At 69.5% G+C, this 18,999-nt stretch carries 20 protein-coding genes; 13 read left to right on the top strand and 7 right to left on the bottom strand.

The annotated features are described in order from the left end of the window. Positions 1 to 9: 9 nt before the first annotated feature. The 8 genes from QQK83_RS10870 (at position 10) to QQK83_RS10835 (ending at position 6,528) form a co-directional block, all read left to right on the top strand. A complete protein-coding gene (locus QQK83_RS10870; RefSeq protein ID WP_284264174.1) occupies positions 10 to 153 on the top strand; it encodes a hypothetical protein in 144 nt (47 codons plus the stop codon). 149 nt (positions 154 to 302) lie between these two features. Continuing rightward, on the top strand, positions 303 to 1,142 hold the full coding sequence (locus QQK83_RS10865) for a substrate-binding periplasmic protein (protein ID WP_284264172.1): 840 nt from the start codon (positions 303 to 305) through the stop codon (positions 1,140 to 1,142). Further along, a complete protein-coding gene (locus tag QQK83_RS10860; RefSeq protein ID WP_284264170.1) occupies positions 1,139 to 1,996 on the top strand; it encodes an amino acid ABC transporter permease in 858 nt (285 codons plus the stop codon). Before QQK83_RS10865 ends, QQK83_RS10860 begins: the two co-directional genes overlap by 4 nt. Then, on the top strand, positions 1,993 to 2,742 hold the full coding sequence (locus QQK83_RS10855; RefSeq protein WP_284264169.1) for an amino acid ABC transporter ATP-binding protein: 750 nt from the start codon (positions 1,993 to 1,995) through the stop codon (positions 2,740 to 2,742). The genes QQK83_RS10860 and QQK83_RS10855 overlap by 4 nt, the downstream gene beginning before the upstream one ends. 149 nt (positions 2,743 to 2,891) lie before the next feature. Continuing rightward, positions 2,892 to 3,896: a type I glyceraldehyde-3-phosphate dehydrogenase gene (gap, locus tag QQK83_RS10850; protein WP_284264168.1), complete on the top strand. Its 1,005-nt coding sequence runs from the start codon at positions 2,892 to 2,894 to the stop codon at positions 3,894 to 3,896. A 222-nt stretch (positions 3,897 to 4,118) separates the two neighbouring features. After that, positions 4,119 to 5,723 (top strand): ATP-dependent DNA ligase, encoded by a 1,605-nt coding sequence (locus tag QQK83_RS10845; protein WP_284264167.1) that lies wholly within the window; start codon positions 4,119 to 4,121, stop codon positions 5,721 to 5,723. A gap of 128 nt (positions 5,724 to 5,851) precedes the next feature. Further along, the gene (locus tag QQK83_RS10840) at positions 5,852 to 6,034 is read left to right on the top strand and encodes a hypothetical protein (protein WP_284264166.1); all 183 of its coding nucleotides are present in this window, start codon (positions 5,852 to 5,854) and stop codon (positions 6,032 to 6,034) included. Positions 6,035 to 6,138: 104 nt separating this feature from the next. After that, positions 6,139 to 6,528, top strand: a complete 390-nt coding sequence (locus QQK83_RS10835) for a DUF4149 domain-containing protein (RefSeq protein ID WP_284264164.1) — start codon at positions 6,139 to 6,141, stop codon at positions 6,526 to 6,528. Positions 6,529 to 6,558: 30 nt separating this feature from the next. Here QQK83_RS10835 and QQK83_RS10830 read toward each other — a convergent pair whose 3' ends face one another. The 6 genes from QQK83_RS10830 to pepN all read right to left on the bottom strand — a co-directional run bounded on the left by QQK83_RS10830 (position 6,559) and on the right by pepN (position 14,180). Next, a complete protein-coding gene (locus QQK83_RS10830; RefSeq protein ID WP_284264162.1) occupies positions 6,559 to 7,338 on the bottom strand; it encodes a gamma-glutamyl-gamma-aminobutyrate hydrolase family protein in 780 nt (259 codons plus the stop codon). A gap of 142 nt (positions 7,339 to 7,480) precedes the next feature. Further along, a complete protein-coding gene (locus tag QQK83_RS10825) occupies positions 7,481 to 7,900 on the bottom strand; it encodes a GlcG/HbpS family heme-binding protein (protein WP_284264159.1) in 420 nt (139 codons plus the stop codon). A 100-nt stretch (positions 7,901 to 8,000) separates the two neighbouring features. Beyond that, positions 8,001 to 10,145, bottom strand: coding sequence for a malate synthase G (locus QQK83_RS10820; RefSeq protein ID WP_284264156.1), 2,145 nt, complete (start codon positions 10,143 to 10,145; stop codon positions 8,001 to 8,003). Between the two features lie 244 nt (positions 10,146 to 10,389). Then, positions 10,390 to 11,283, bottom strand: a complete 894-nt coding sequence (locus tag QQK83_RS10815) for a Hint domain-containing protein (RefSeq protein ID WP_284264154.1) — start codon at positions 11,281 to 11,283, stop codon at positions 10,390 to 10,392. Between the two features lie 51 nt (positions 11,284 to 11,334). Beyond that, positions 11,335 to 11,523, bottom strand: a complete 189-nt coding sequence (locus QQK83_RS10810) for a DUF2256 domain-containing protein (protein ID WP_417750346.1) — start codon at positions 11,521 to 11,523, stop codon at positions 11,335 to 11,337. Between the two features lie 53 nt (positions 11,524 to 11,576). Continuing rightward, on the bottom strand, positions 11,577 to 14,180 hold the full coding sequence (gene pepN, locus QQK83_RS10805) for an aminopeptidase N (protein ID WP_284264150.1): 2,604 nt from the start codon (positions 14,178 to 14,180) through the stop codon (positions 11,577 to 11,579). Positions 14,181 to 14,343: 163 nt separating this feature from the next. On the opposite strand from pepN, the gene QQK83_RS10800 reads away from it, so the two are divergent. The 4 genes from QQK83_RS10800 to QQK83_RS10785 all read left to right on the top strand — a co-directional run bounded on the left by QQK83_RS10800 (position 14,344) and on the right by QQK83_RS10785 (position 17,321). Next, positions 14,344 to 14,727, top strand: a complete 384-nt coding sequence (locus QQK83_RS10800) for a VOC family protein (RefSeq protein WP_284264148.1) — start codon at positions 14,344 to 14,346, stop codon at positions 14,725 to 14,727. Then, positions 14,727 to 15,446, top strand: a complete 720-nt coding sequence (locus QQK83_RS10795) for a helix-turn-helix transcriptional regulator (protein WP_284264146.1) — start codon at positions 14,727 to 14,729, stop codon at positions 15,444 to 15,446. The genes QQK83_RS10800 and QQK83_RS10795 overlap by 1 nt, the downstream gene beginning before the upstream one ends. A 123-nt stretch (positions 15,447 to 15,569) precedes the next feature. Next, positions 15,570 to 15,746, top strand: a complete 177-nt coding sequence (locus QQK83_RS10790; protein WP_284264145.1) for a hypothetical protein — start codon at positions 15,570 to 15,572, stop codon at positions 15,744 to 15,746. A gap of 48 nt (positions 15,747 to 15,794) precedes the next feature. Next, positions 15,795 to 17,321, top strand: coding sequence for an FAD-binding domain-containing protein (locus QQK83_RS10785; RefSeq protein WP_284264143.1), 1,527 nt, complete (start codon positions 15,795 to 15,797; stop codon positions 17,319 to 17,321). Positions 17,322 to 17,324: 3 nt separating this feature from the next. Here QQK83_RS10785 and QQK83_RS10780 read toward each other — a convergent pair whose 3' ends face one another. Next, positions 17,325 to 18,086: a heparan-alpha-glucosaminide N-acetyltransferase gene (locus tag QQK83_RS10780; protein ID WP_284264141.1), complete on the bottom strand. Its 762-nt coding sequence runs from the start codon at positions 18,084 to 18,086 to the stop codon at positions 17,325 to 17,327. Between the two features lie 47 nt (positions 18,087 to 18,133). On the opposite strand from QQK83_RS10780, the gene QQK83_RS10775 reads away from it, so the two are divergent. After that, on the top strand, positions 18,134 to 18,999 hold an 866-nt coding region (locus QQK83_RS10775; RefSeq protein ID WP_284264139.1), incomplete at its 3' end, for a 1-acyl-sn-glycerol-3-phosphate acyltransferase.

The following is an 18,999-nucleotide window of genomic DNA, read 5'->3' as shown; positions in this document are numbered from 1 at the left end:
GGGGCAGGCATGACCAACGGGCTGGCGATCTTTCTGGGCCTCTGCATCGCGGCCTTCCTCGCCGTCGATGCCACGCTTTTCGGCTGGGACCTGTCACTGAACCTTGCCCGTCGCTTCACCGACCTTCTGCAGTGGCTCGCCTTCTGGCGGTAATTGGCCCGCCCACTGCCCGTTTTGGCGGCATTTGCCCGGTGCATCGGCACAACCCGCCCCACGGGGAATTGCAGCCCGACGGGGCCGCCGCTAATCTTGCGCCTCGATGCCCGCCCAGACGGGCCGACCAACAGCGAAGGATTGACCCGATGACCTCCGTTTTCGACCTCGCGCGCGGCACCACGCTGGCGCTTGCCGCGGCGCTTCTGACCGCGCTGCCCTTTGCCGCCGACGCGCAGGAGCGCACGCCGCAGGACCCGCGCCTGTTCACACCCGGCCAGCTGACCGTCGGCACCGGCGACCCGGTCTATCCGCCCTGGATGATGAACAACGACCCCGCCGGCGGCGAAGGCTTCGAGAACGGCCTCGTCTACGCGCTGGCCGAGGAGATGGGCTTTGCCGCGGACCAGGTCGTCTGGGTCGGCCAGACCTTCGACCAGGCCATCGCGCCCGGCGCGAAACCCTATGATTTCGGCATCCAGCAGATCTCCGTCACCGAAGCCCGCGCCGAGATCGTCACCTTCTCCCAAGTCTACTACCAGCCGCAGAAAGCCGTCATCGCGCTCCCCGGCACGGCGGCCGAAACCGCCACCAGCTTCGAGGATCTGCGCAGCTTGCGCTGGGGCGCCGTGATCGGCACGACCGACAACGACTACCTCGTCAACGTCCTCGGCATCGACGACGCCGCGATCTACAACGAGCAGGTCGACGTCTTCCAGGCGATGCAGGCGGGCCAGATCGACGTGACGCTGGCCGCCCTGCCGACCGCGCTTTTCGTGACCGCCGTGCAGGTGCCCGACGCCTCGATCGTCGCGCTGCTTCCGGCGGATGAGAACGACCGCGGCCACGGCCTGCTGTTCGAGTTCGGCAACCCGCTGGTCGACTGGGTCGACGAGGCGCTGAGCGCCCTCATCGAACGCGGCACTGTGGATGAGCTGGTCGCCACCTGGCTGGTGGCCGACCCGGATCTGCCGATCATCACCGAATGAGCATGGACAAGGCGCGGCGGGGTCCACCCCCGCCGCCCCCGAAACGCGGCTTCGACTGGCGCGCGGCGGCACTCCCCTCGGCGATCAGCGCGATCAGCGTGCTGATCGTCTTCGGCGCGCTCGGCTGGGCCATCACCTCGGCCGAACAATGGCCGCGCATCAAGCTCCAGTTCTTCAACCTCGACGCGATGGTCGCGGCCTTCCCCCGCGTGCTGCAGGGCTTCTGGATCAACATCCAGGTCTGGCTGACGGTGCTGGCCGCGATCCTGCTCTGGTCGCTGGTGCTCGCCGTGATCCGCGCCCTCCGCGCGCCGTGGTTCGCCCCCTTCCGGCTGATGGTGGTGCTCTACATCGACATCTTCCGCGGCGTCCCCGTCCTGTTGCTCGTCCTCCTCTTCGGCTTCGGCGTGCCCGCGCTGAACCTGCCGGGCCTGCCCAATTCGGGCCTCTTCTGGGGCGGCGTTGCCATGGTTCTCAGCTACTCGGCCTATGTCGCCGAGATCTACCGCTCCGGCATCGACGCGGTCCACGAGGGCCAGCGCGCCGCCGCCAAATCGCTGGGCCTGAGCGAATGGCAGACCATGGTCCACGCCATCCTGCCGCAGGCGCTGCGCAACGTGGTGCCCGCGCTGATGAACATCGTCGTCGCCCTGCAAAAGGACGTGGCCCTCCTGTCGGTCATCGGCGTCCGCGACGCGGTGCGCGAGGCGCAGATCTACACCGCCACCACCTTCAACTATTCCTCGCTGATCGTGGCCGCGGGCCTCTTCCTGCTGGCCACCATCCCCATGGCGCGGCTGGCCGATTACCTGACCCGCCGCGACCGCGCGCGCCGATTGCAGATCACCGCATGACCACACCCCGCATCCAGATCGACGAGGTCACCAAGTATTTCGGCGACAAGCTGGTCCTCGACCGCGTCAGCCTGAGCGTGAACCCGCACGAGGTCACCTGCCTGATCGGCGCGTCGGGTTCGGGCAAGTCCACGCTGCTCAGATGCGTCAACCGGCTGGTCGAGCACGACTACGGCACCATTCGGCTGGACGGCGTGCCGGTCGATGACCCGAGCTTCGGCAAGACCGGCCTGCAGCGCCGCGCGGGCATCGTCTTCCAGTCCTACAACCTGTTTCCGCACATGAGCGTGCTCGACAACATTACGCTCGCCCCCCGCAAGGTCCACGGCACACCCCGCGCCGAGGCCGAGGACCGCGGCCGCGAGGTGCTCGCCCGCTTTGCCATGGACCGTTTCGCGCAGGCCTATCCCGAGCAGCTTTCGGGCGGCCAGCAACAGCGCGTCGCCATCGCGCGTGCGCTGATGACGAAACCGGACGTGCTGCTGCTGGACGAGATCACGGCAGCCCTCGACCCCGAACTGGTGGGCGAGGTGCTGGCGATCATCCGCGGCCTCAAGGACGAGGGGATGACGATGATGATCGTCACACATGAAATGGCCTTCGCCCGCGAGGTCGCCGACCGCGTGGCCTTCCTCGATGGTGGCCTGATCCTCGAAGACGGGCCGCCCGAACAGATCTTCGGTGCGCCGCAAGAGGCCCGGACCCGCGCCTTCCTCCAGCGCATCATCAGCGCGGGCCGCCTCTGAGATCCCCCCTTCCCATCGCGCCATAGCCCCGTTACACAGGCGATGTTACCGCTAACATCACGCGCGGCCCCGCCGCCGTTTTGCCGATCGTGAAACCCGTGGCAGGCTTGCGCGTAGATATGTCGACCCCAAAGGGACGGGAGAGCAACATGACCGTGAAAGTCGCCATCAACGGGTTCGGACGCATCGGGCGCAACGTGCTGCGCGCGCTGGTCGAACAGGGCCGGACGGATATCGAGGTGGTCGCCATCAACGACCTCGGCCCGGTCGAGACCAACGCGCACCTGCTGCGCTTCGACAGTGTCCACGGCCGCTTCCCCGGCGAGGTGAAGACGACCGAGACCACCATCGACGTGGGCCGCGGCCCGATCGAGGTGACGGCAATCCGCAACCCCGCCGAGCTGCCCTGGGGCCATGTCGACATCGTGCTGGAATGCACCGGCATCTTCACCGACAAGGACAAGGCGCAGGTCCATCTTCAGAACGGCGCCTCGCGCGTGCTGGTCTCGGCCCCCTCCAAGGGTGCGGACAAGACCATCGTCTACGGCGTGAACCACGGCACGCTGGGGCCGGATGACGTGATCGTCTCGAACGCGTCCTGCACCACCAACTGCCTCGCCCCCGTCGCCCATGTGCTGCATGACGCCATCGGGCTGAAGCGCGGCTTCATGACCACGATCCACAGCTACACCGGCGACCAGCCGACGCTCGACACGATGCACAAGGACCTCTACCGCGCGCGCGCCGCGGCGATGTCGATGATCCCCACCTCGACCGGCGCGGCCAAGGCCGTGGGCCTCGTGCTGCCCGATCTCGCGGGCAAGCTCGACGGCGTGGCGATCCGGGTGCCGACGCCCAATGTCTCGGTCGTCGACCTGACATTCGAGGCCGCCCGCGACACCACCGCCGAAGAGATCAACGCCGCCATCCATGCCGCCGCCGGCGCGGGCCCGCTCAAGGGCATCCTCGGCGTGACCGACGACATGCTGGTGTCGATGGATTTCAACCACGACCCCCATTCCTCGATCTTCGCCACCGACCAGACCAAGGTGATGGACGGCACCATGTGCCGCGTCCTCAGCTGGTATGACAACGAATGGGGCTTCTCGAACCGCATGCTCGACACGGCGGTCGAGATGGGCAAGCACCTGTAAGCGGGGCAAGCCGGGGGATTTCCGTATTTGGGGGAAGATGAAGGGCAATTTTAGTCGAATTGTCCGCATCTCCTGCCCGGATCATCGTCTTTCGGCGGTGCGCTTGCCGGATGACCGGCAGGGCGCCCGGCCCGACGCCCGGCATGGCGCGGGCCGCGGATGCCGCGCGCAAGATGGGGGTTTCGGGCTCGCTCCGGCCTGAAACCGCCTTACCTTTGCGGCATGGACGATTTCGCAGCCCTCTTCACCACGCTCGACCAGACCACGAAGACCAGCGTCAAGACCGCCGCCCTGGCGGAGTTCTTTCGCACGGCCGCCGATGCGGACAAGCTCTGGACCGTGGCGCTGCTGTCGGGCCGCCGCCCGCGGCGCACGATCACCACCACGAAGCTGCGCGACTGGGCCGCCGGGCGCGCGGGCATTCCGCTCTGGCTGTTCGAAGCCTGCTACCCGGTGGTGGGCGACCTGTCCGAGACCATCGCCCTCCTGCTGCCCGAACCGGACCCCGCCGCGCGGATCCGCAAGCCGCTGAGCCGATGGATCGCCGAGCTGCGCGCGCTCGACCGGGCCGATGACGCCGCGCGCAAGGCCTTCATCCTCGCCGCCTGGGACGGGCTGCCGCCGACCGAGCGTTTCGTCTTCAACAAGCTGATCACCGGCGGTTGGCGCATGGGCGTCAGCCAGAAGCTGATGACCCGCGCCCTCGCGCAGGCCACCGGCATCGACGAGCCGGAACTGGCCCATCGCCTGATGGGCGACTGGTCCCCCGACACAACCAGCTGGCAAGCCCTGATCGAGGCCCCCGACCCCGGCGCGGACCTGTCGCGCCCCTACCCGTTCCAGCTCGCCCACCCGCTCGAGACCGCGCCCGAGACGCTCGGCCCCGTCACCGACTGGCTGGCCGAGCGCAAATGGGACGGCATCCGCGGCCAGCTGATCCTGCGCGGCGGCGACCGTTACCTGTGGTCCCGTGGCGAAGAGCTGATGACCGACCGCTTCCCCGAACTGGCGCAGCTGGTCGATGCCCTGCCCGGCGGCTGCGTGATCGACGGCGAGATCCTTGCCTGGGACCGCGCCGCCGAGGCTCCGCTGGGCTTTTCCAGGCTGCAACCGCGCATCGGGCGCAAGAGCGTGCCGAAAAAGCTGCTGGCCGAGGCCCCGGTGATCGTCATGGCCTATGACCTGCTCGAAGACGCGGGCCAGGACATCCGCGCCCTGCCGCTGACGGAGCGCCGCGCGCGGCTTGCCGGCCATATCGCGCCCCTGCCCCCGGCCTGTCCGATCCGCCTGTCGCAGCCCGTCGCGGCCGGGGATTGGCCGGAGCTGGCCGCCGCGCGCGCCCTCTCGCGCGAGCTGGGGGCCGAGGGGCTGATGCTCAAGCGCCGCGACGCGGCTTACGTCGCGGGGCGGAAAAAGGGCGGCTGGTGGAAATGGAAGCTCGACCCGCTCACCATCGACGCGGTGATGATCTACGCCCAGGCGGGATCGGGCAGGCGCGCGACGCTCTACACCGATTTCACCTTCGCCGTGCGCGACGGCGACGCGCTGGTGCCCTTCACCAAGGCCTATTCCGGCCTGACCGACGCCGAGTTCCGCGAGATCACCGCCTGGGTGCGCAAGAACACCACCGACCGGTTCGGCCCGGTGCGCGCGGTCAAGCCGCATCATGTCTTCGAGATCGCCTTCGAAGGCATTCAGGCCAGCCCCCGCCACAAGTCCGGCGTGGCGCTGCGCTTTCCGCGCATGGCCCGCTGGCGGCGCGACAAGCCGGTGTCCGAGGCCAACACGCTCGACGACCTGAAGGCGATGCTGGCGCACTACGGCTGACCGCCGCCGGTCACGCGCCAAGGGGCCGCGAATCCCCCGACGATGTGCTATGATCATCATCCCGGTGCCACCGGGCCGGGCCGACAGGCCTTGCCCCTCCCGGCACCCGAGACCCGGAGGAGACAGCCATGCATCACGCCGATCTCGTGCAATACGCCCGCAGCCTCTACGACGCCCATGGCGACAGGGCCGAGGCCGAGGCCGCGCAAAAGGCCGCCGCCGCGCGCCATGACGGCAAATCCGACGATGCCGCGAAATGGGACAAGATCAGGTTCCATATCAAGGAGTTGCGCGGCCCCCGCGCGACCTGATCCGGCACCGGCACCGAACTGGCCCCAAGCCGGCGCATCACCTGCGGCATCCGATCGCCCCCGCGGGACTGGACCGGCCGGGCGCGCCGCCTAACTGGCAGGTCATGACCCTGATCGCCCTGCTTGCCACCGCCGGTCTTTTCGGCGGCATGATCTTCTTCAGCTTCGGCTTCGCGCCGGTGCTCTTCGCGCAGCTGCCGCCCGACCGGGTGCGCCCGATCCTGCGCGGCACCTTTCCGTTCTACTACCTTGCCGTGATCGCGCTGGCCGGTCTTGCCGCGCTGGCCGCCCTGCCCGTCTCGCCACCGGCCGCGGCGCTTCTGGCCGGGATTGCCGCCAGCACGCTCTACGCGCGCCAGGACCTGATGGGGCGCATCAACGCCGCCACGGATCGCGGCGACCGCCGCGCCTTCGGGCTGCTGCACGGGCTGTCGGTGGTGATCCAGCTGGTCCAGATCGGGTTTGCGGGCTGGGCCGTGGCCCTGCTCGCCTGACCGCCTGACCGCCTGCGCGCCCCGCGCGTCTCAGGCGACCTCGGCCACCGGCATCGGGCGCTTGCCCTCGGCCCAGGCCCGCGCGGCGGCGCCGAAAGCCTCGAAGAGCGGCCGCGACACGGGGTCCTGCGCCGCGCGATACTCGGGGTGCCACTGCACCGACAGCGTGAAGCCCGGCGCGCCCTTCACGTAGATCGCCTCGGGCGTGCCGTCGGGCGCATGGCCGTCGATCACGATCCGGCAACCGGGGGTCTTGATGCCCTGCCCGTGCAGCGTGTTGGTCATCACTTGGGCCGCGCCCATCAGCCGGTGAAACGGCCCGCCCTCGGTGAAGCTCACCACGTGGCGCAGCGCGAATTTCTCCTCGATCGTGCCATCGGGCGGCATCCGGTGGTTCATCCGCCCAGGCAGGTCGCGGATTTCCGGGTAAAGCGTGCCGCCCATCGCCACGTTCACCTCCTGGAAGCCGCGGCAGACGCCGAGGATGGGCTGCCCCCGCTCCACGCAGGCCCGGATCAGCGGCAAGGCCACCGCGTCGCGCGCCCGGTCAAAGGCGCCATGCGCCTCGGTCGCGGCCTCGCCGTATTCCTCGGGGTGGACGTTGGGCCGCCCGCCGGTGAAAAGGAAGCCGTCGCAGACCTCCATCAACTCGGCCACGCAGACAAAGCGCGGATCGGCGGGGATCACCAGCGGCAACCCGCCCGCCACCTCGGCCACGGCCTCCGAGTTCATCGTGCCGCCCGCATGGGTGGAATACTGATCGTTGATCAGGTGATGATTGCCGATGATGCCGATCACGGGCCGTGCCATGCGCGCTCCTCTCTGTCTCGTGTCCAGATGTAGCGCCGTTCAGCACGGACGGAAAGCCGCAGGGCGCGCAGAGCCGCCCTGCACAGGTGCAGATGCACAGGAAAAAGGCAGGCCGCGCCCGAAGCGCGCAGCCCCCGACGGCTCAGGCCAGCGCCTCGAACCCCGCCGCCTCGATGCCCGCGACCGCCGCGGCCGCGTCATTGTCCGAGGTGTCGCCGGTCACGCCCACGGCCCCCGCGACTGCGCCGTCCTTCATCACCAGCACGCCGCCCGGCACCGGCACGACCTTGCCGCCGAAGGCGCCGTTCACGGCCGCCATGAAATAGGCCTGCCCCTCGGCGCGGGCCATCTGCGCCGAGCCGGGCATCCCCAGCATCACCGCGCCATAGGCCTTGCCGCGGGCGATCTCGAACCGCCCCGGGCTCGCGCCATCCTCGCGCTCGAAGGCCAGCAGATGCCCGCCCGCGTCCAGCACGCAGACCGACAGCGGCTTCAGCCCCATCTCGCGTCCCTTGTCCCGCGCGACCGACACCATCGCCCGCGCCTGATCCAGTGAAATCATCTCAACCCTCCATTAAGGTTAACGCGCGCGCCCGCCCCTTCATCTTCCCCCAAATACGGACTTCGGGAGCAACGGGGCCAGCGCGCGCAACGTCCGTGGTTCACGCCGATTTCAGCTCCAGCCGACGGGCATGCAGCACCGGCTCGGTGTAGCCCGAAGGCTGCTCGCGCCCCTTGAACACCAGGTCACAGGCCGCGGCAAAGGCGATCCCGTTGAAGCCCGGCGCCATCGGCACATAGCCCGCATCGCCCGCGTTCTGGCGGTCCACCACCGCGGCCATGCGGCGCAGGATCTCCATCACCTGCGTCTCGGACACGACGCCATGATGCATCCAGTTGGCGATATGCTGCGCCGAGATGCGGCAGGTCGCGCGATCCTCCATCAGCGCCACATCGTTGATGTCGGGCACCTTGGAGCAGCCCACACCGGCGTCGATCCAGCGCACCACGTATCCCAGGATGCCTTGGGCGTTGTTCTCGACCTCGCGCGTGATCTGCGCCTCGGACCAGCGCCGGTAGCTCGCCAGCGGAATATCCAGCAGCGCAGTGACATAGGCGCGCCTTCCGCCCGCCTCGAGCTTCTCCTGCACCGCGGCCACGTTCACCTGGTGGTAATGCAAGGCGTGCAGCGTCGCCGCCGTCGGCGAGGGCACCCAGGCGCAATTCGCACCCGCGCGCGGATGCTCGATCTTGGCCTCCAGCATCGCGGCCATGGCGTCGGGCATGGCCCACATGCCCTTGCCGATCTGCGCCCGCCCCCGCAGCCCGCACTCCAGCCCGATATCGACGTTCTGGTTCTCGTAGGCGGTGATCCAGGACTTGCGCTTGATGAAATCCTTGCGCGAGAACGGTCCCGCCTCCATCGAGGTGTGGATCTCGTCGCCGGTCCGGTCGAGGAACCCGGTGTTGATGAAGGCCACCCGTTGCTTCGCCGCCCGGATGCATTCCTTGAGGTTGACGCTCGTGCGCCGCTCCTCGTCCATGATGCCGAGCTTCACGGTGTAGCGCTCCAGCCCCAGCATCGCCTCGACCATGCCGAAGGTCTCGTCGGCGAAAGCCACCTCTTCCGGCCCGTGCATCTTGGGCTTCACCACATAGACCGACCCTGCGACCGAGTTCCGTGCGCCCTCGTCCTTCTTCAGGTCATGCAGCGCGATCAGCGTGGTGATGACCGCGTCCATCAGCCCCTCGAAGGCCTCCGAGCCGTCCTCCAGCCGGATCGCCGGATTGGTCATCAAATGCCCCACGTTGCGCACCAGCATCAGCGCGCGGCCCTTCACCGTCATCGCCGAGCCGTCGGGCGCGACGTAATCGAGGTCCGGCGACAGCGCGCGGGTCATCTGCGCCCCGCCCTTCTCGAAGGTCTCGGTCAGGTCGCCCCGCATCAGCCCCAGCCAGTTGCCATAGGCCAGCACCTTGTCCTCGGCATCGACGCAGGCGACCGAATCCTCGCAATCCATGATCGCCGAGACGGCGGCTTCCATCCGCACATCCGCCAGCCCCGCCTGGTCGCGCGAGCCGATGGGATGGGTGCGGTCGAAGACCAGCTCGACGTGCAGCCCGTTGTTGACCAGCAGAACCCGCTCGGGCGCCTTGGGATGGCCGCGGTAGCCCGCGAATTTCGCCGGATCTTCCAGCGGCTTGTCGTCGATCAGCAACTGGCCGCGGTCGACGTGGTAGCGCCGCGCATCGGCGTGGGAATGCCCCTCGATCGCAAAGGCGCTGTCGAGAAAGACCCGCGCCCGCGCCACCACCCGCGCGCCGCGCCCGCGGTCATAGCCACCGGGCTTCGGCAGGCTGCCCATGGCGTCCGTGCCGTAGAACGCGTCATAGAGGCTGCCCCACCGCGCATTGGCCGCGTTCAGCGCGAAACGCGCATTGGTGATCGGCACCACAAGCTGCGGGCCCGCGACCGTGGCGATCTCGGGGTCGATCTTGGAGGTGTCGATGGAAAACGCCTCCCCCTCGGGGAGAAGGTAGCCGATCTCGCGCAGGAACTCCTGGTAGGCGTCGCCGTCAAAGGGCTGCCCCCGGCGCGCGATGTGCCATTGGTCGATCTTTTCCTGCAGCGCCTGCCGCTTGTCCAGAAGCGCCCGATTCTTCGCGGCCAGCCCGTTCAGGATCTCCGACATCCCGTCCCAGAACCGCGCGGGCTCCACGCCCGTGCCGGGCAGGGCCTGTTCCTCGATGAAGGCCGCCAGCCCCTCGGCCACCTCGAGGGACGCGCGTTTCACATAGCCTGTCATGGTGTTTTCCTCGCTTGCCGTTGCATTGCGTATGCCGCCGCATACCACCCGGGGCGCGGATTACGAAAAAAGTTTCCGATAGGCAACAAGCCGAGGTGAAAGCCGCGCGCGCAACCCGCAAGGCCGGAGCTCAAGGCCGGAGCTCAAGGCCGGAGTCTCGGCCCCCGAACAGGCAGGTTTGAAAGACCGGCGCGCAGCGCCGGACGCGATGCCAAGGCCCCGCTCCCGCGCGACCGAGCCCGCCTCAGCCGATCCAGTCCAGCGCCGCATCCTCGGTCAGGCGGGGCAAGACGGGCGCGTCATGGGTGACATCCGCCTCGGGCCAACCCTCCGGCCGTTCCCCCGACAGGTCGGGCGCATGAAGGCTCGCCACCGCCATCCCCGCGGCATGGATCAGCGCATGTTCCGGCAACAGCAGCTGGTGCCAGCTGACCGCCCCGCCGAACTCGCGCCCCGCCCGCCCCGTCCGCTCGAACACCGACGCGGGCACAAGCGCCTCCGCCCCGGCCTTCTCGATGCGCAGGTATTGCGTGGCGGGCACCAGGATATCCTCGGTCAGCCCCAGCAGGTCACGCGGCAGGCGCAGCGGCGCGGCCAGCCCACGGGCCGGCAGGCTTTGAACCCCGTGCCACAGCACGGGCCGGAACTGCCCGGCTTCGGTCCAGACCCGCTCGCCGGGCGCGATATCCTCGATGGGGCGCTTGCCCCGCTCGGTCAGGATGCGCGTGCCCCCCGCAAGCGCGCCCGCGCGCAGGATGGCCTCGCCGCCCTTGGGCAGCTCAAGCGACAGGTCCAGCCCCTGCCCCTGCTTGAGCGGCAACATCGAGGTGATGACCGTCAGCGGGGCATCCCGGACGCTTTCGTCCTCCCGCATCTCCGCCTCGAGCCGGTAGGCCGTCAGCCGCAGACCGCGCCGCACATCCGCCAGCGTCCAGAGCGGCTGCACCCGCACCCCCGCATCGAACGCCCGCCCGGCAATCTGCAGCGGCGCGGCCAGCCTGCCCTCGTCGATCTGCATGGGCACCGGCCGCGCATGCTGCGACAGCCGCGTGGGGATCTGCACGACGGTCTGCGCCACGGCCAGCGGATCGTCCGGCAAGGGCCCTGCGAACTGTTCGGGAAAATAAGCGTAGCGCACGACCTGTGCCAAAATCGTTACCGAACCCTTCGGAGGCAAGCCGGTTTCCGGTCAACCGCGACGCCGCGCGGTCCCCGCCCCATCCTGCGCCCCAACCTGCCCGCCCAAGGACCGCGTGTCGCGGCACTTGCGGGAACAATACCTGACCTCGTCCCACACCTTTTCCCACTTCTTGCGCCACGTAAAGGGCCGCCCGCAGGTCACGCAGGTCTTTTGCGGCAGGTCGCGTTTCTTTTGCATCTTGGCCATGAGGGGGGCAGCTAGCGCGCGGCCCCGCCCCGGCCAGAGCGCGCTCAACTGCCGCGGATGCGGCTCACCATCTCGCCCAGGTCGCGGCTCAGACCCTCGGCCGCGGCGATCCGGTCCAACTCCCCCGCGATCAGCTGTTGCCGGTCGGCGTCATAGCGCCGCCAGGTCTCATAGGCCGTCGACATCCGCGCCGCCGTCTGCGGGTTCTTGGCGTCCACCTTGAGCAGCCAATCGGCAAGGAAGCGGTAGCCCGCCCCCGTGGGGTCGTGGAACCCCGCCGGGTTTCCGGCGGTCAGCCCGCCGATGACCGAACGGAAGCGGTTGGGGTTCTTCCAGTCGAACAGCGGATGGTCTGTCAGCCGCTGGGCCACCGCGACCGCCTGTTCGGGCTCGGCATGGGCAATCTGCACCATGAACCACTTGTCCATCACCAGCCGGTCGCCCTTCCAGCGGTCGTGGAAGCGCGCGGCGACCTGCGTGTCGCCCGCCTCCAGCAGCGCGGCGAAGGCCGCCATCTCGTCGGTCATGTTGGTGGCCGCGTCGTAGCGCGCCTGCGCCCGCTCCGGCCCCTCGACACGGGCAAGCAGCATCAGCGCCGCGTTGCGCAAACTGCGTTTCGCGGCCTGTTCGGCGTCGGGGGAATACACCGGGCCGGGGTCCATCGCGTCATGCAGCGCCGCGAGCACAGGCTGCAGCGCCTCGGCCATCGCCGTCTGCAGCGCCCGCCGGACGCCGTGGATCGCCGTGGGGTCCGGCACCACGCCCGCGTCATGGGCCGCCTGCGCGATGTCGTCCTCGGAGGGCAGCGCCAACGCCAGCGCGCGATAGGCCGGGTCGAGCGTGTCGGTTGTCAGCAGCGTCGCCAAGGCCTCGAACAGCGCCGCATCGGGCGCGGCCCCGTCGGTCAGCATCGCCAGAAGCGTCTCGCGCATCAGGCTGCGGCCCGCCTCCCAGCGGTTGAACGGGTCGGGGTCATGGGCCAGCAGCACCAGCCGGTCCGCGCGGCTGAGCGGCGCATCGAGGATCACCGGCGCGGAAAACCCGCGCAGAAGCGACGGGATCACGCGCTCGGGCATGGCGACACCGGCCCGCTCCGCCATCCCCGCGATGTCGAACTCCAGCTCCGCCTCCCGCCCGTCGAGCACCACCAGCGTCTCCGGCAACAGCTCGGTCCCGTCGGGCGCAAGCAGCCCCAGCGCCACCGGGATCACCGCGGGTTCCTTGAGCGGCTGGCCGGGGGTGGCGGGCAGCTCCTGGGCCAGCGTCATCTTCAGAGTGCCGCCCGTCCGCGCCCAGCGCGCACTCACCCGCGGCGTGCCCGCCTGCGTGTACCAGCGCTTGAACTGCGACAGGTCGCGGCCCGTCACATCCTCGAACACCGCCAGCCAATCCTCGATCGTGCAGGCCTGCCCGTCATGGCGGCTGAAATAGGCGTCCAGCGCCGCCCGGTAGCCGTCCGCGCCCACAAGCCGGTGCAGCATCCCGATCACCTCGGCGCCCTTCTCGTAGACGGTCGCGGTGTAGAAATTGTTGATCTCGACATAGCTGTCGGGCCGCACGTTATGCGCGAGCGGCCCCGCATCCTCGCGGAACTGGCGCGCGCGCAGCTGCAGCACCTCCTCGATCCGCTTCACCGGCGCTGAGCGCATGTCGGCGCTGAACTGCTGGTCGCGGAAGACGGTCAGCCCCTCCTTCAGGCACAGCTGGAACCAGTCGCGGCAGGTGATGCGGTTGCCGGTCCAGTTGTGGAAATATTCATGCGCGACGATGCCTTCGATGAAATCGTAATCCCGGTCGGTCGCGGTCTCGGGCGTGGCCAGCACGAACTTGGAGTTGAAGATGTTCAACCCCTTGTTCTCCATCGCGCCCATGTTGAAATCATCGACGGCCACGATGTTGAACACGTCCAGATCGTATTCGCGGCCGTACACCTCTTCGTCCCAGCGCATCGAGCGTTTCAGCGCATCCATCGCGTAGGCGCATTTCCCCTCGTCACCCGGCCGCACCCAGATGTTCAGCGCCACCTCGCGCCCCGACATGGTCGTGAAGCGGTCGGAATACGCCACCAGCTCACCGGCGACCAGCGCGAAAAGATAGGAGGGCTTCGGCCACGGGTCATGCCACTCGGCCCAGCCCTCGCCCGAGGCCACCGGGTTGCCGTTCGACAGAAGCACGGGCAGATCGCTCTCGATCCGCACGGTGAAGGGCGCCATCACGTCGGGACGGTCGGGGTAGAAGGTGATCTTGCGGAACCCCTCGGCCTCGCATTGGGTGCAGAACATTCCGTTCGAGGTGTAAAGCCCCTCCAGCGCGGTGTTTTCCTCGGGGTCGATCTCGACCTCCGCCTCCCATGTGAAGGCCCCCTCGGGCAGCCGCGCCGCGGGCACGGTCAGCCCCTCGGCGGTCAGCAGGTAGTCGAACGCGGTCAGCGGCTCCCCGTCGATGGAGCAGGAGATCAGCCGAACCCCCTCGCCGTCGAGATGCAGGTTGCCATCCTCCAGCCCCTCGGGGTTGGCGCGGAAGCGGACCCGCGACAGGACGCGGGTGCCCTTGGGCTGCAGCCGAAAGGTCAGCCGAACCTCCTCCACGAGATACGAGGGCGGGCGGTAATCGGCGAGGTGGATGGGCTGGGGGGCTGCGTCTTTCATCGGGACCTCTCGGGGAACGGACAGGGGACAAGCTAGGCCGCAGCCGGGATGGCCGCAAGCGGACCGCCCGAATCCACCCGGCTCGAAACCCTCCTGACAGAAGGCTGTCAGCAGGGGTATGTCATGACAACAGGGTCAGTCACATCAACCGGAGCATCCCGACATGACCTTCACCCCCGCCCTTCCCGTCGCCTGGACGGAAATCCCCGTCACCGACCTCGACGCCGGGACCGCCTTTTACGAAACCGTCACCGGCTGCCGCCTCGAGCGGCAGAGCATGGGGCCGAACGACACCGCCGTCTTCGTCACCGACCCGCCGATGTCGGGCGGCGGCGTTCACCTTTACCCCGGCAAGCCCGCGCCGGGCGGCGTGGGCCCCACCGTCCACCTCGCCATCGCGGATGCGCTGGAAGACGCCATCGCCCGTGTCGCCCCCGCGGGCGGCACCGTCCTCTCACCGCCCATCCAGATCCCGGACGGCCGGTTTGCCTACATCACCGACCCCGACGGCAATTCCATCGGGCTTTTCCAAGCGGCGGGGGGCTGATGCGCCGGGCCGACCGCCTCTTCCAGATCGTGCAGCACCTGCGCGGCGGTCGGCTCGTCACCGCGCAGGCACTGGCCGAGCGGCTCGAGGTCAGCACCCGCACGATCTACCGCGACATCGCCGACCTGCAGGGGTCTGGCGTGCCGATCGAGGGCGAGGCGGGCGTGGGCTACATCATGGCGGCGGGCTTCGACCTGCCGCCGCTGATGTTCACCCGCGACGAGGTCACGGCGCTGGTCGCGGGCGCGCGCCTGCTGCAGGCTTTCGGCGGGGCCGAGATGGGCCGCGCCGCGGAAGAAGCGCTGGTCAAGATCCGCGCCGTCCTGCCCGAGGCCGAACAGGGCCCCGCCCGCGAGGTGGCGCTGGCGGCCATCGGCATCGGCTTCGACGCGCCCCTGCGCGCGCGGCTCGACGCGCTGCAATCGGCCATCGACGGCAGGCTGCGCCTGCATCTGGACTACCGCGACGAGGCGGGCCTGCCCTCCGCGCGCTGCGTGCGCCCGCTGGGGCAACTGTTCTGGGGCAAGGTCTGGACGCTGATCGCCTGGTGCGAGCTGCGCGAGGATTTCCGCATGTTCCGCGCCGACCGGATCGAGGCGATGACCGAGGGCGAGCCGTTCCGCCCCGAGCGCGGCAAGCGCCTTGTCGATTTCTACGCCCGGATCGAGGCCGAGAACAGCGCGCAGGACCACGGCCCCCTGCCGCTCCGCCGCCCCTGACCGTCTTCACGACCCCGTGAGTCAAGCCTTGAAGCCCCCGCAAAGGGCCATAGGTCGCGCCCCTCGCACCACCGGCCACCCAAGGCCCGTGGCATCGACAGCAACGCCCGAAGGAGGAACACCATGTCCGCCCCAAGCACCAATGTCGAAACCGAGGAACGCCGGCACAAGCCGGTTCTCGTCGTCCTGCGCGCCCTCATCGCGCTTGCCCTCATCGCCCTTGCGGGCTTCATCGGCTACCAGATCGGCGTTGCCGGCGACCCGTCGCCCTCGGCCCTGCCGCGCGTCGAAGGGAACTGACGCGAAACCCCCTTTGACAGGCGCGCGCCGCCTGCTATCTGCCCGCGCATGAGCTCGGATGTTCTCGTTTGGTTCAAGCGTGACCTGCGCCTGCAGGACAACCCCGTGCTGGCCCTCGCGGCCGCGCGCGGGGGCCGCGTGCTGCCGCTCTTCATCGCCGAGCCCGAGGGCTGGGCCCAGCCCGACGCCTCGGCCCGGCAATGGCGTTTCGTGGCCGAAAGCCTTGCCACGCTGCGCGAGGATCTGGCCCGCATCGGCGCGCCGCTGATCGTTCGGACCGGCCCCGCGCGCGACGTGCTGGCCGATCTCTGCGCCGCCACCGGCATCCGCGAGGTTCTCAGCCTCGAGGAAACCGGCAACGGCTGGAGCTACGCCCGCGACCGCGCCATCGGCGCTTGGGCGCGGGCGAACGGCATCACATGGACCGAACTGCCGCAACCGGGCGTCGTGCGCCGCCTCAAGGGCCGCGACGGCTGGGCCGCCCGGCGCGAACGCGCGATCCGCGCCGACGCAGCCGAAACGCCCACGGCGCTGCAGGGCTTCCCCCTCGACCCCGGCCCGATCCCCGAGGCGCGCACCCTTGGCCTGCCCTTCGACCCCTGCCCCGGCCGCCAGCGCGGCGGGCGGGCCGAGGCCGAGGCGACGCTGGCCTCCTTCATCGACACCCGCGGCCAAAGCTACCGCAGCGCCATGTCCTCGCCGCTGGAGGGGGCCACCGCCTGCTCCCGCCTCTCGCCGCACCTCGCATGGGGCACGCTCTCCCCGCGCGAGGCGGCGCAGGCGGCCAAGGCCCGCAAACAGCAGGCGCGCGGCACCCGCGACGGCTGGTCCGGGTCCATGACCAGTTTCGAGGCCCGCCTCGCCTGGCGCGACCATTTCATGCAGAAGCTCGAGGACGAACCGACGCTCGAGCACCGCTGCCTGCACTCCGCCTACGAGGGGTTGCGCAGCGACGACACCGCCCGCCGCATGGCGTGGGAAAAGGGCGAAACCGGCCTTCCCTTCGTCGATGCCTGCATGCGCTCCCTGATCCACACCGGCTGGCTCAACTTCCGCATGCGCGCGATGCTGGTGGCGGTCGCCTCCTACCACCTCTGGCTCGACTGGCGCGCCACCGGCCCGCATCTGGCGCGGATGTTCACCGATTACGAGCCGGGCATCCACTGGCCGCAGATGCAGATGCAATCGGGCACGACGGGCATGAACACCATCCGCATCTACAACCCGGTGAAACAGGGCCATGACCAGGACCCCACCGGCGCCTTCACGCGGGCGTGGTGCCCCGAGCTGCGCGAGGTGCCCGACGCTTGCCTGCAAACGCCCTGGACATGGGACGGCGCGGGCAAGCTCCTCGGCCGCGCCTATCCCGCCCCCGTCATCGACGTGGCCGAGGCCGCCCGCGCCGCCCGCGACCGCGTCTGGGCCGTCCGCCGCGGCGATGCCTTCCGGGCCGAGGCCGAGCGCATCGTCACCAAACACGCCAGCCGCAAGGACGGCGGCGCGGGCCGCCATTTCGTCAACGACCGCGCGCGCAAGCCGCGCAAACCCGATGCGCAGCTGAGCCTAGACCTGTAACGGTCAAAGAAACGTCGCCAGCCACACCAGCGAAATCAGCACCGGCTGATGCACGAGATAGACCAACAGGCTGTGCCGCCCCGGCACGGCCAGGGCGCGCGCCACCGGCCCCGCCTCCCACGCCGCCAGCCGCGCCCAAAGCCCCGCGCGCTCCATCGCCTTCGCCGCGGCGATCCCGAACAGCACCGGCCCGAACCACGGGAAGACCGGCACGAAATCGACCGAGCGCACGCCGACCGCCTGCAACCCCGTCCACCACAGCCACGGCGCGTCGAACACCTCGAACCGCGCCGCCTGCGGCAGCCAGATCACCACGGCGCCCAAGACCACCAGCACGACCACCGGCAGCCGCAGGAACGCCAGCCCCAACAGGCTTGCCACCGCGATGGAATGCAGGATGCCGAAAAAGACGAAAGCGCCGGGAAACACCACCCATGTCGCCGCCGTGATCACCAGCGCGGCCGCCGCGACCCTCCCCAGCCGGCGCCAGTAGCCGCGCCAGCGGATGCCGCGGCCATGGCCCAGCCACAGCCCAACCCCGACAAGGAACAGGAACGACCCGGCCGTCAGAAAGGCCAGCCAGCGCCAACCCGGCAGCATCGTGGTGCCCTGCGCCACGAGGCCGAACATCTCGAGGTCGAAGACGAAGTGAAACACCGCCATCGCCACCAGCGCGCCCGCGCGCGCCAGGTCCAGCGCCACGATGCGCCCCCGCGCCACGCCTGCCGCCGCAGGCCCTGCTCCTGTCATCACCGCCTCGCTCATCGGACCCGACCCTAGCATCGGGCCACAGCCATGCCTACATCCATCCCATGCGTCACGCGACCGTTACCAACGACTGCGAGACCGCGGGCATGGACATGGCCTCCCGCATCGACCCGCTTCTCGCCGAGCGCGCGCCCTGGATCGCCCGCGACCACATGGCCGGGCGGCTGGCGCGACCGCTCCTCCACCGCCTGCTGGGCTATCGCCGCACCCTCGCGCTGGCCGAAAGCCTGTCCGAGCGCCCCGGCCCCGAGATCCTCGAGCGCGCCGCCCGGATCATCACCCGCGACATCGCCGTCACCGGGCTGGAACATATCCCCGCCCACGGCCCCGCGCTGATCGTGGCCAATCACCCCACCGGCATCGCCGACGGGCTGGTGTTGACCCGCATTCTCGCCGCGCGGCGCTCGGACGCGTTCTTCTACGCCAATGCCGACATCCTGCGCGTCCTGCCACAGCTCGACACCGTCATCGCCCCGGTCGAATGGCGGCCCGAGAAACGCAGCCACGCCAAGGCGCGCGAGACCATGACCTATACCCGCGCCGCACTTGAAGAGGGGCGGCTGGGCGTGATCTTCCCCTCGGGCCGGCTCGCCAAGCGCCGCGGGCTGACCCTGCACGAGCGGCCCTGGATGCCGTCCGCGGCCAGCATCGCGCGCAAGTTCGACCTGCCGGTGATCCCGGTGCATCTCGATGCGCGGAACTCGGCGCTGTTCTACGCCTTCGACCTGCTGCACCCGACGCTGCGCGACATCACGCTGTTCCACGAGACGCTGAACAAGGGGCAGATGCCCTATCGCGTGACGGTAGGCGCGCCCATCGCAGCCCGCGACCTGCCCGCCGATCCCGAGACCGCCACCGCCGCCCTGCGCGCCGCGACGCTCGGCCTTGCGCCCGACCCGCGGCTCGACCG

The sequence above is a fragment of the Roseicyclus amphidinii genome, assembly GCF_030163755.1.
Classification (GTDB): Bacteria; Pseudomonadota; Alphaproteobacteria; order Rhodobacterales; family Rhodobacteraceae; genus Roseicyclus; species Roseicyclus amphidinii.
This window is presented reverse-complemented; position numbering and strand designations above follow the sequence as displayed.

Bases quoted from the DNA above. Each gene is read 5' to 3' on its own strand.
- pepN (WP_284264150.1), bottom strand. From the start codon at position 14,180: ATGAAAGACGCAGCCCCCCAGCCCATCCACCTCGCCGATTACCGCCCG.
- QQK83_RS10855 (WP_284264169.1), top strand. From the start codon at position 1,993: ATGACCACACCCCGCATCCAGATCGACGAGGTCACCAAGTATTTCGGC.
- QQK83_RS10790 (WP_284264145.1), top strand. From the start codon at position 15,570: ATGTCCGCCCCAAGCACCAATGTCGAAACCGAGGAACGCCGGCACAAG.
- QQK83_RS10845 (WP_284264167.1), top strand. From the start codon at position 4,119: ATGGACGATTTCGCAGCCCTCTTCACCACGCTCGACCAGACCACGAAG.
- QQK83_RS10795 (WP_284264146.1), top strand. From the start codon at position 14,727: ATGCGCCGGGCCGACCGCCTCTTCCAGATCGTGCAGCACCTGCGCGGC.
- QQK83_RS10810 (WP_417750346.1), bottom strand. From the start codon at position 11,523: ATGCAAAAGAAACGCGACCTGCCGCAAAAGACCTGCGTGACCTGCGGG.
- QQK83_RS10800 (WP_284264148.1), top strand. From the start codon at position 14,344: ATGACCTTCACCCCCGCCCTTCCCGTCGCCTGGACGGAAATCCCCGTC.
- QQK83_RS10865 (WP_284264172.1), top strand. From the start codon at position 303: ATGACCTCCGTTTTCGACCTCGCGCGCGGCACCACGCTGGCGCTTGCC.
- QQK83_RS10825 (WP_284264159.1), bottom strand. From the start codon at position 7,900: ATGATTTCACTGGATCAGGCGCGGGCGATGGTGTCGGTCGCGCGGGAC.
- QQK83_RS10785 (WP_284264143.1), top strand. From the start codon at position 15,795: ATGAGCTCGGATGTTCTCGTTTGGTTCAAGCGTGACCTGCGCCTGCAG.
- QQK83_RS10780 (WP_284264141.1), bottom strand. From the start codon at position 18,086: ATGAGCGAGGCGGTGATGACAGGAGCAGGGCCTGCGGCGGCAGGCGTG.
- gap (WP_284264168.1), top strand. From the start codon at position 2,892: ATGACCGTGAAAGTCGCCATCAACGGGTTCGGACGCATCGGGCGCAAC.
- QQK83_RS10870 (WP_284264174.1), top strand. From the start codon at position 10: ATGACCAACGGGCTGGCGATCTTTCTGGGCCTCTGCATCGCGGCCTTC.
- QQK83_RS10820 (WP_284264156.1), bottom strand. From the start codon at position 10,145: ATGACAGGCTATGTGAAACGCGCGTCCCTCGAGGTGGCCGAGGGGCTG.
- QQK83_RS10835 (WP_284264164.1), top strand. From the start codon at position 6,139: ATGACCCTGATCGCCCTGCTTGCCACCGCCGGTCTTTTCGGCGGCATG.
- QQK83_RS10860 (WP_284264170.1), top strand. From the start codon at position 1,139: ATGAGCATGGACAAGGCGCGGCGGGGTCCACCCCCGCCGCCCCCGAAA.
- QQK83_RS10830 (WP_284264162.1), bottom strand. From the start codon at position 7,338: ATGGCACGGCCCGTGATCGGCATCATCGGCAATCATCACCTGATCAAC.
- QQK83_RS10840 (WP_284264166.1), top strand. From the start codon at position 5,852: ATGCATCACGCCGATCTCGTGCAATACGCCCGCAGCCTCTACGACGCC.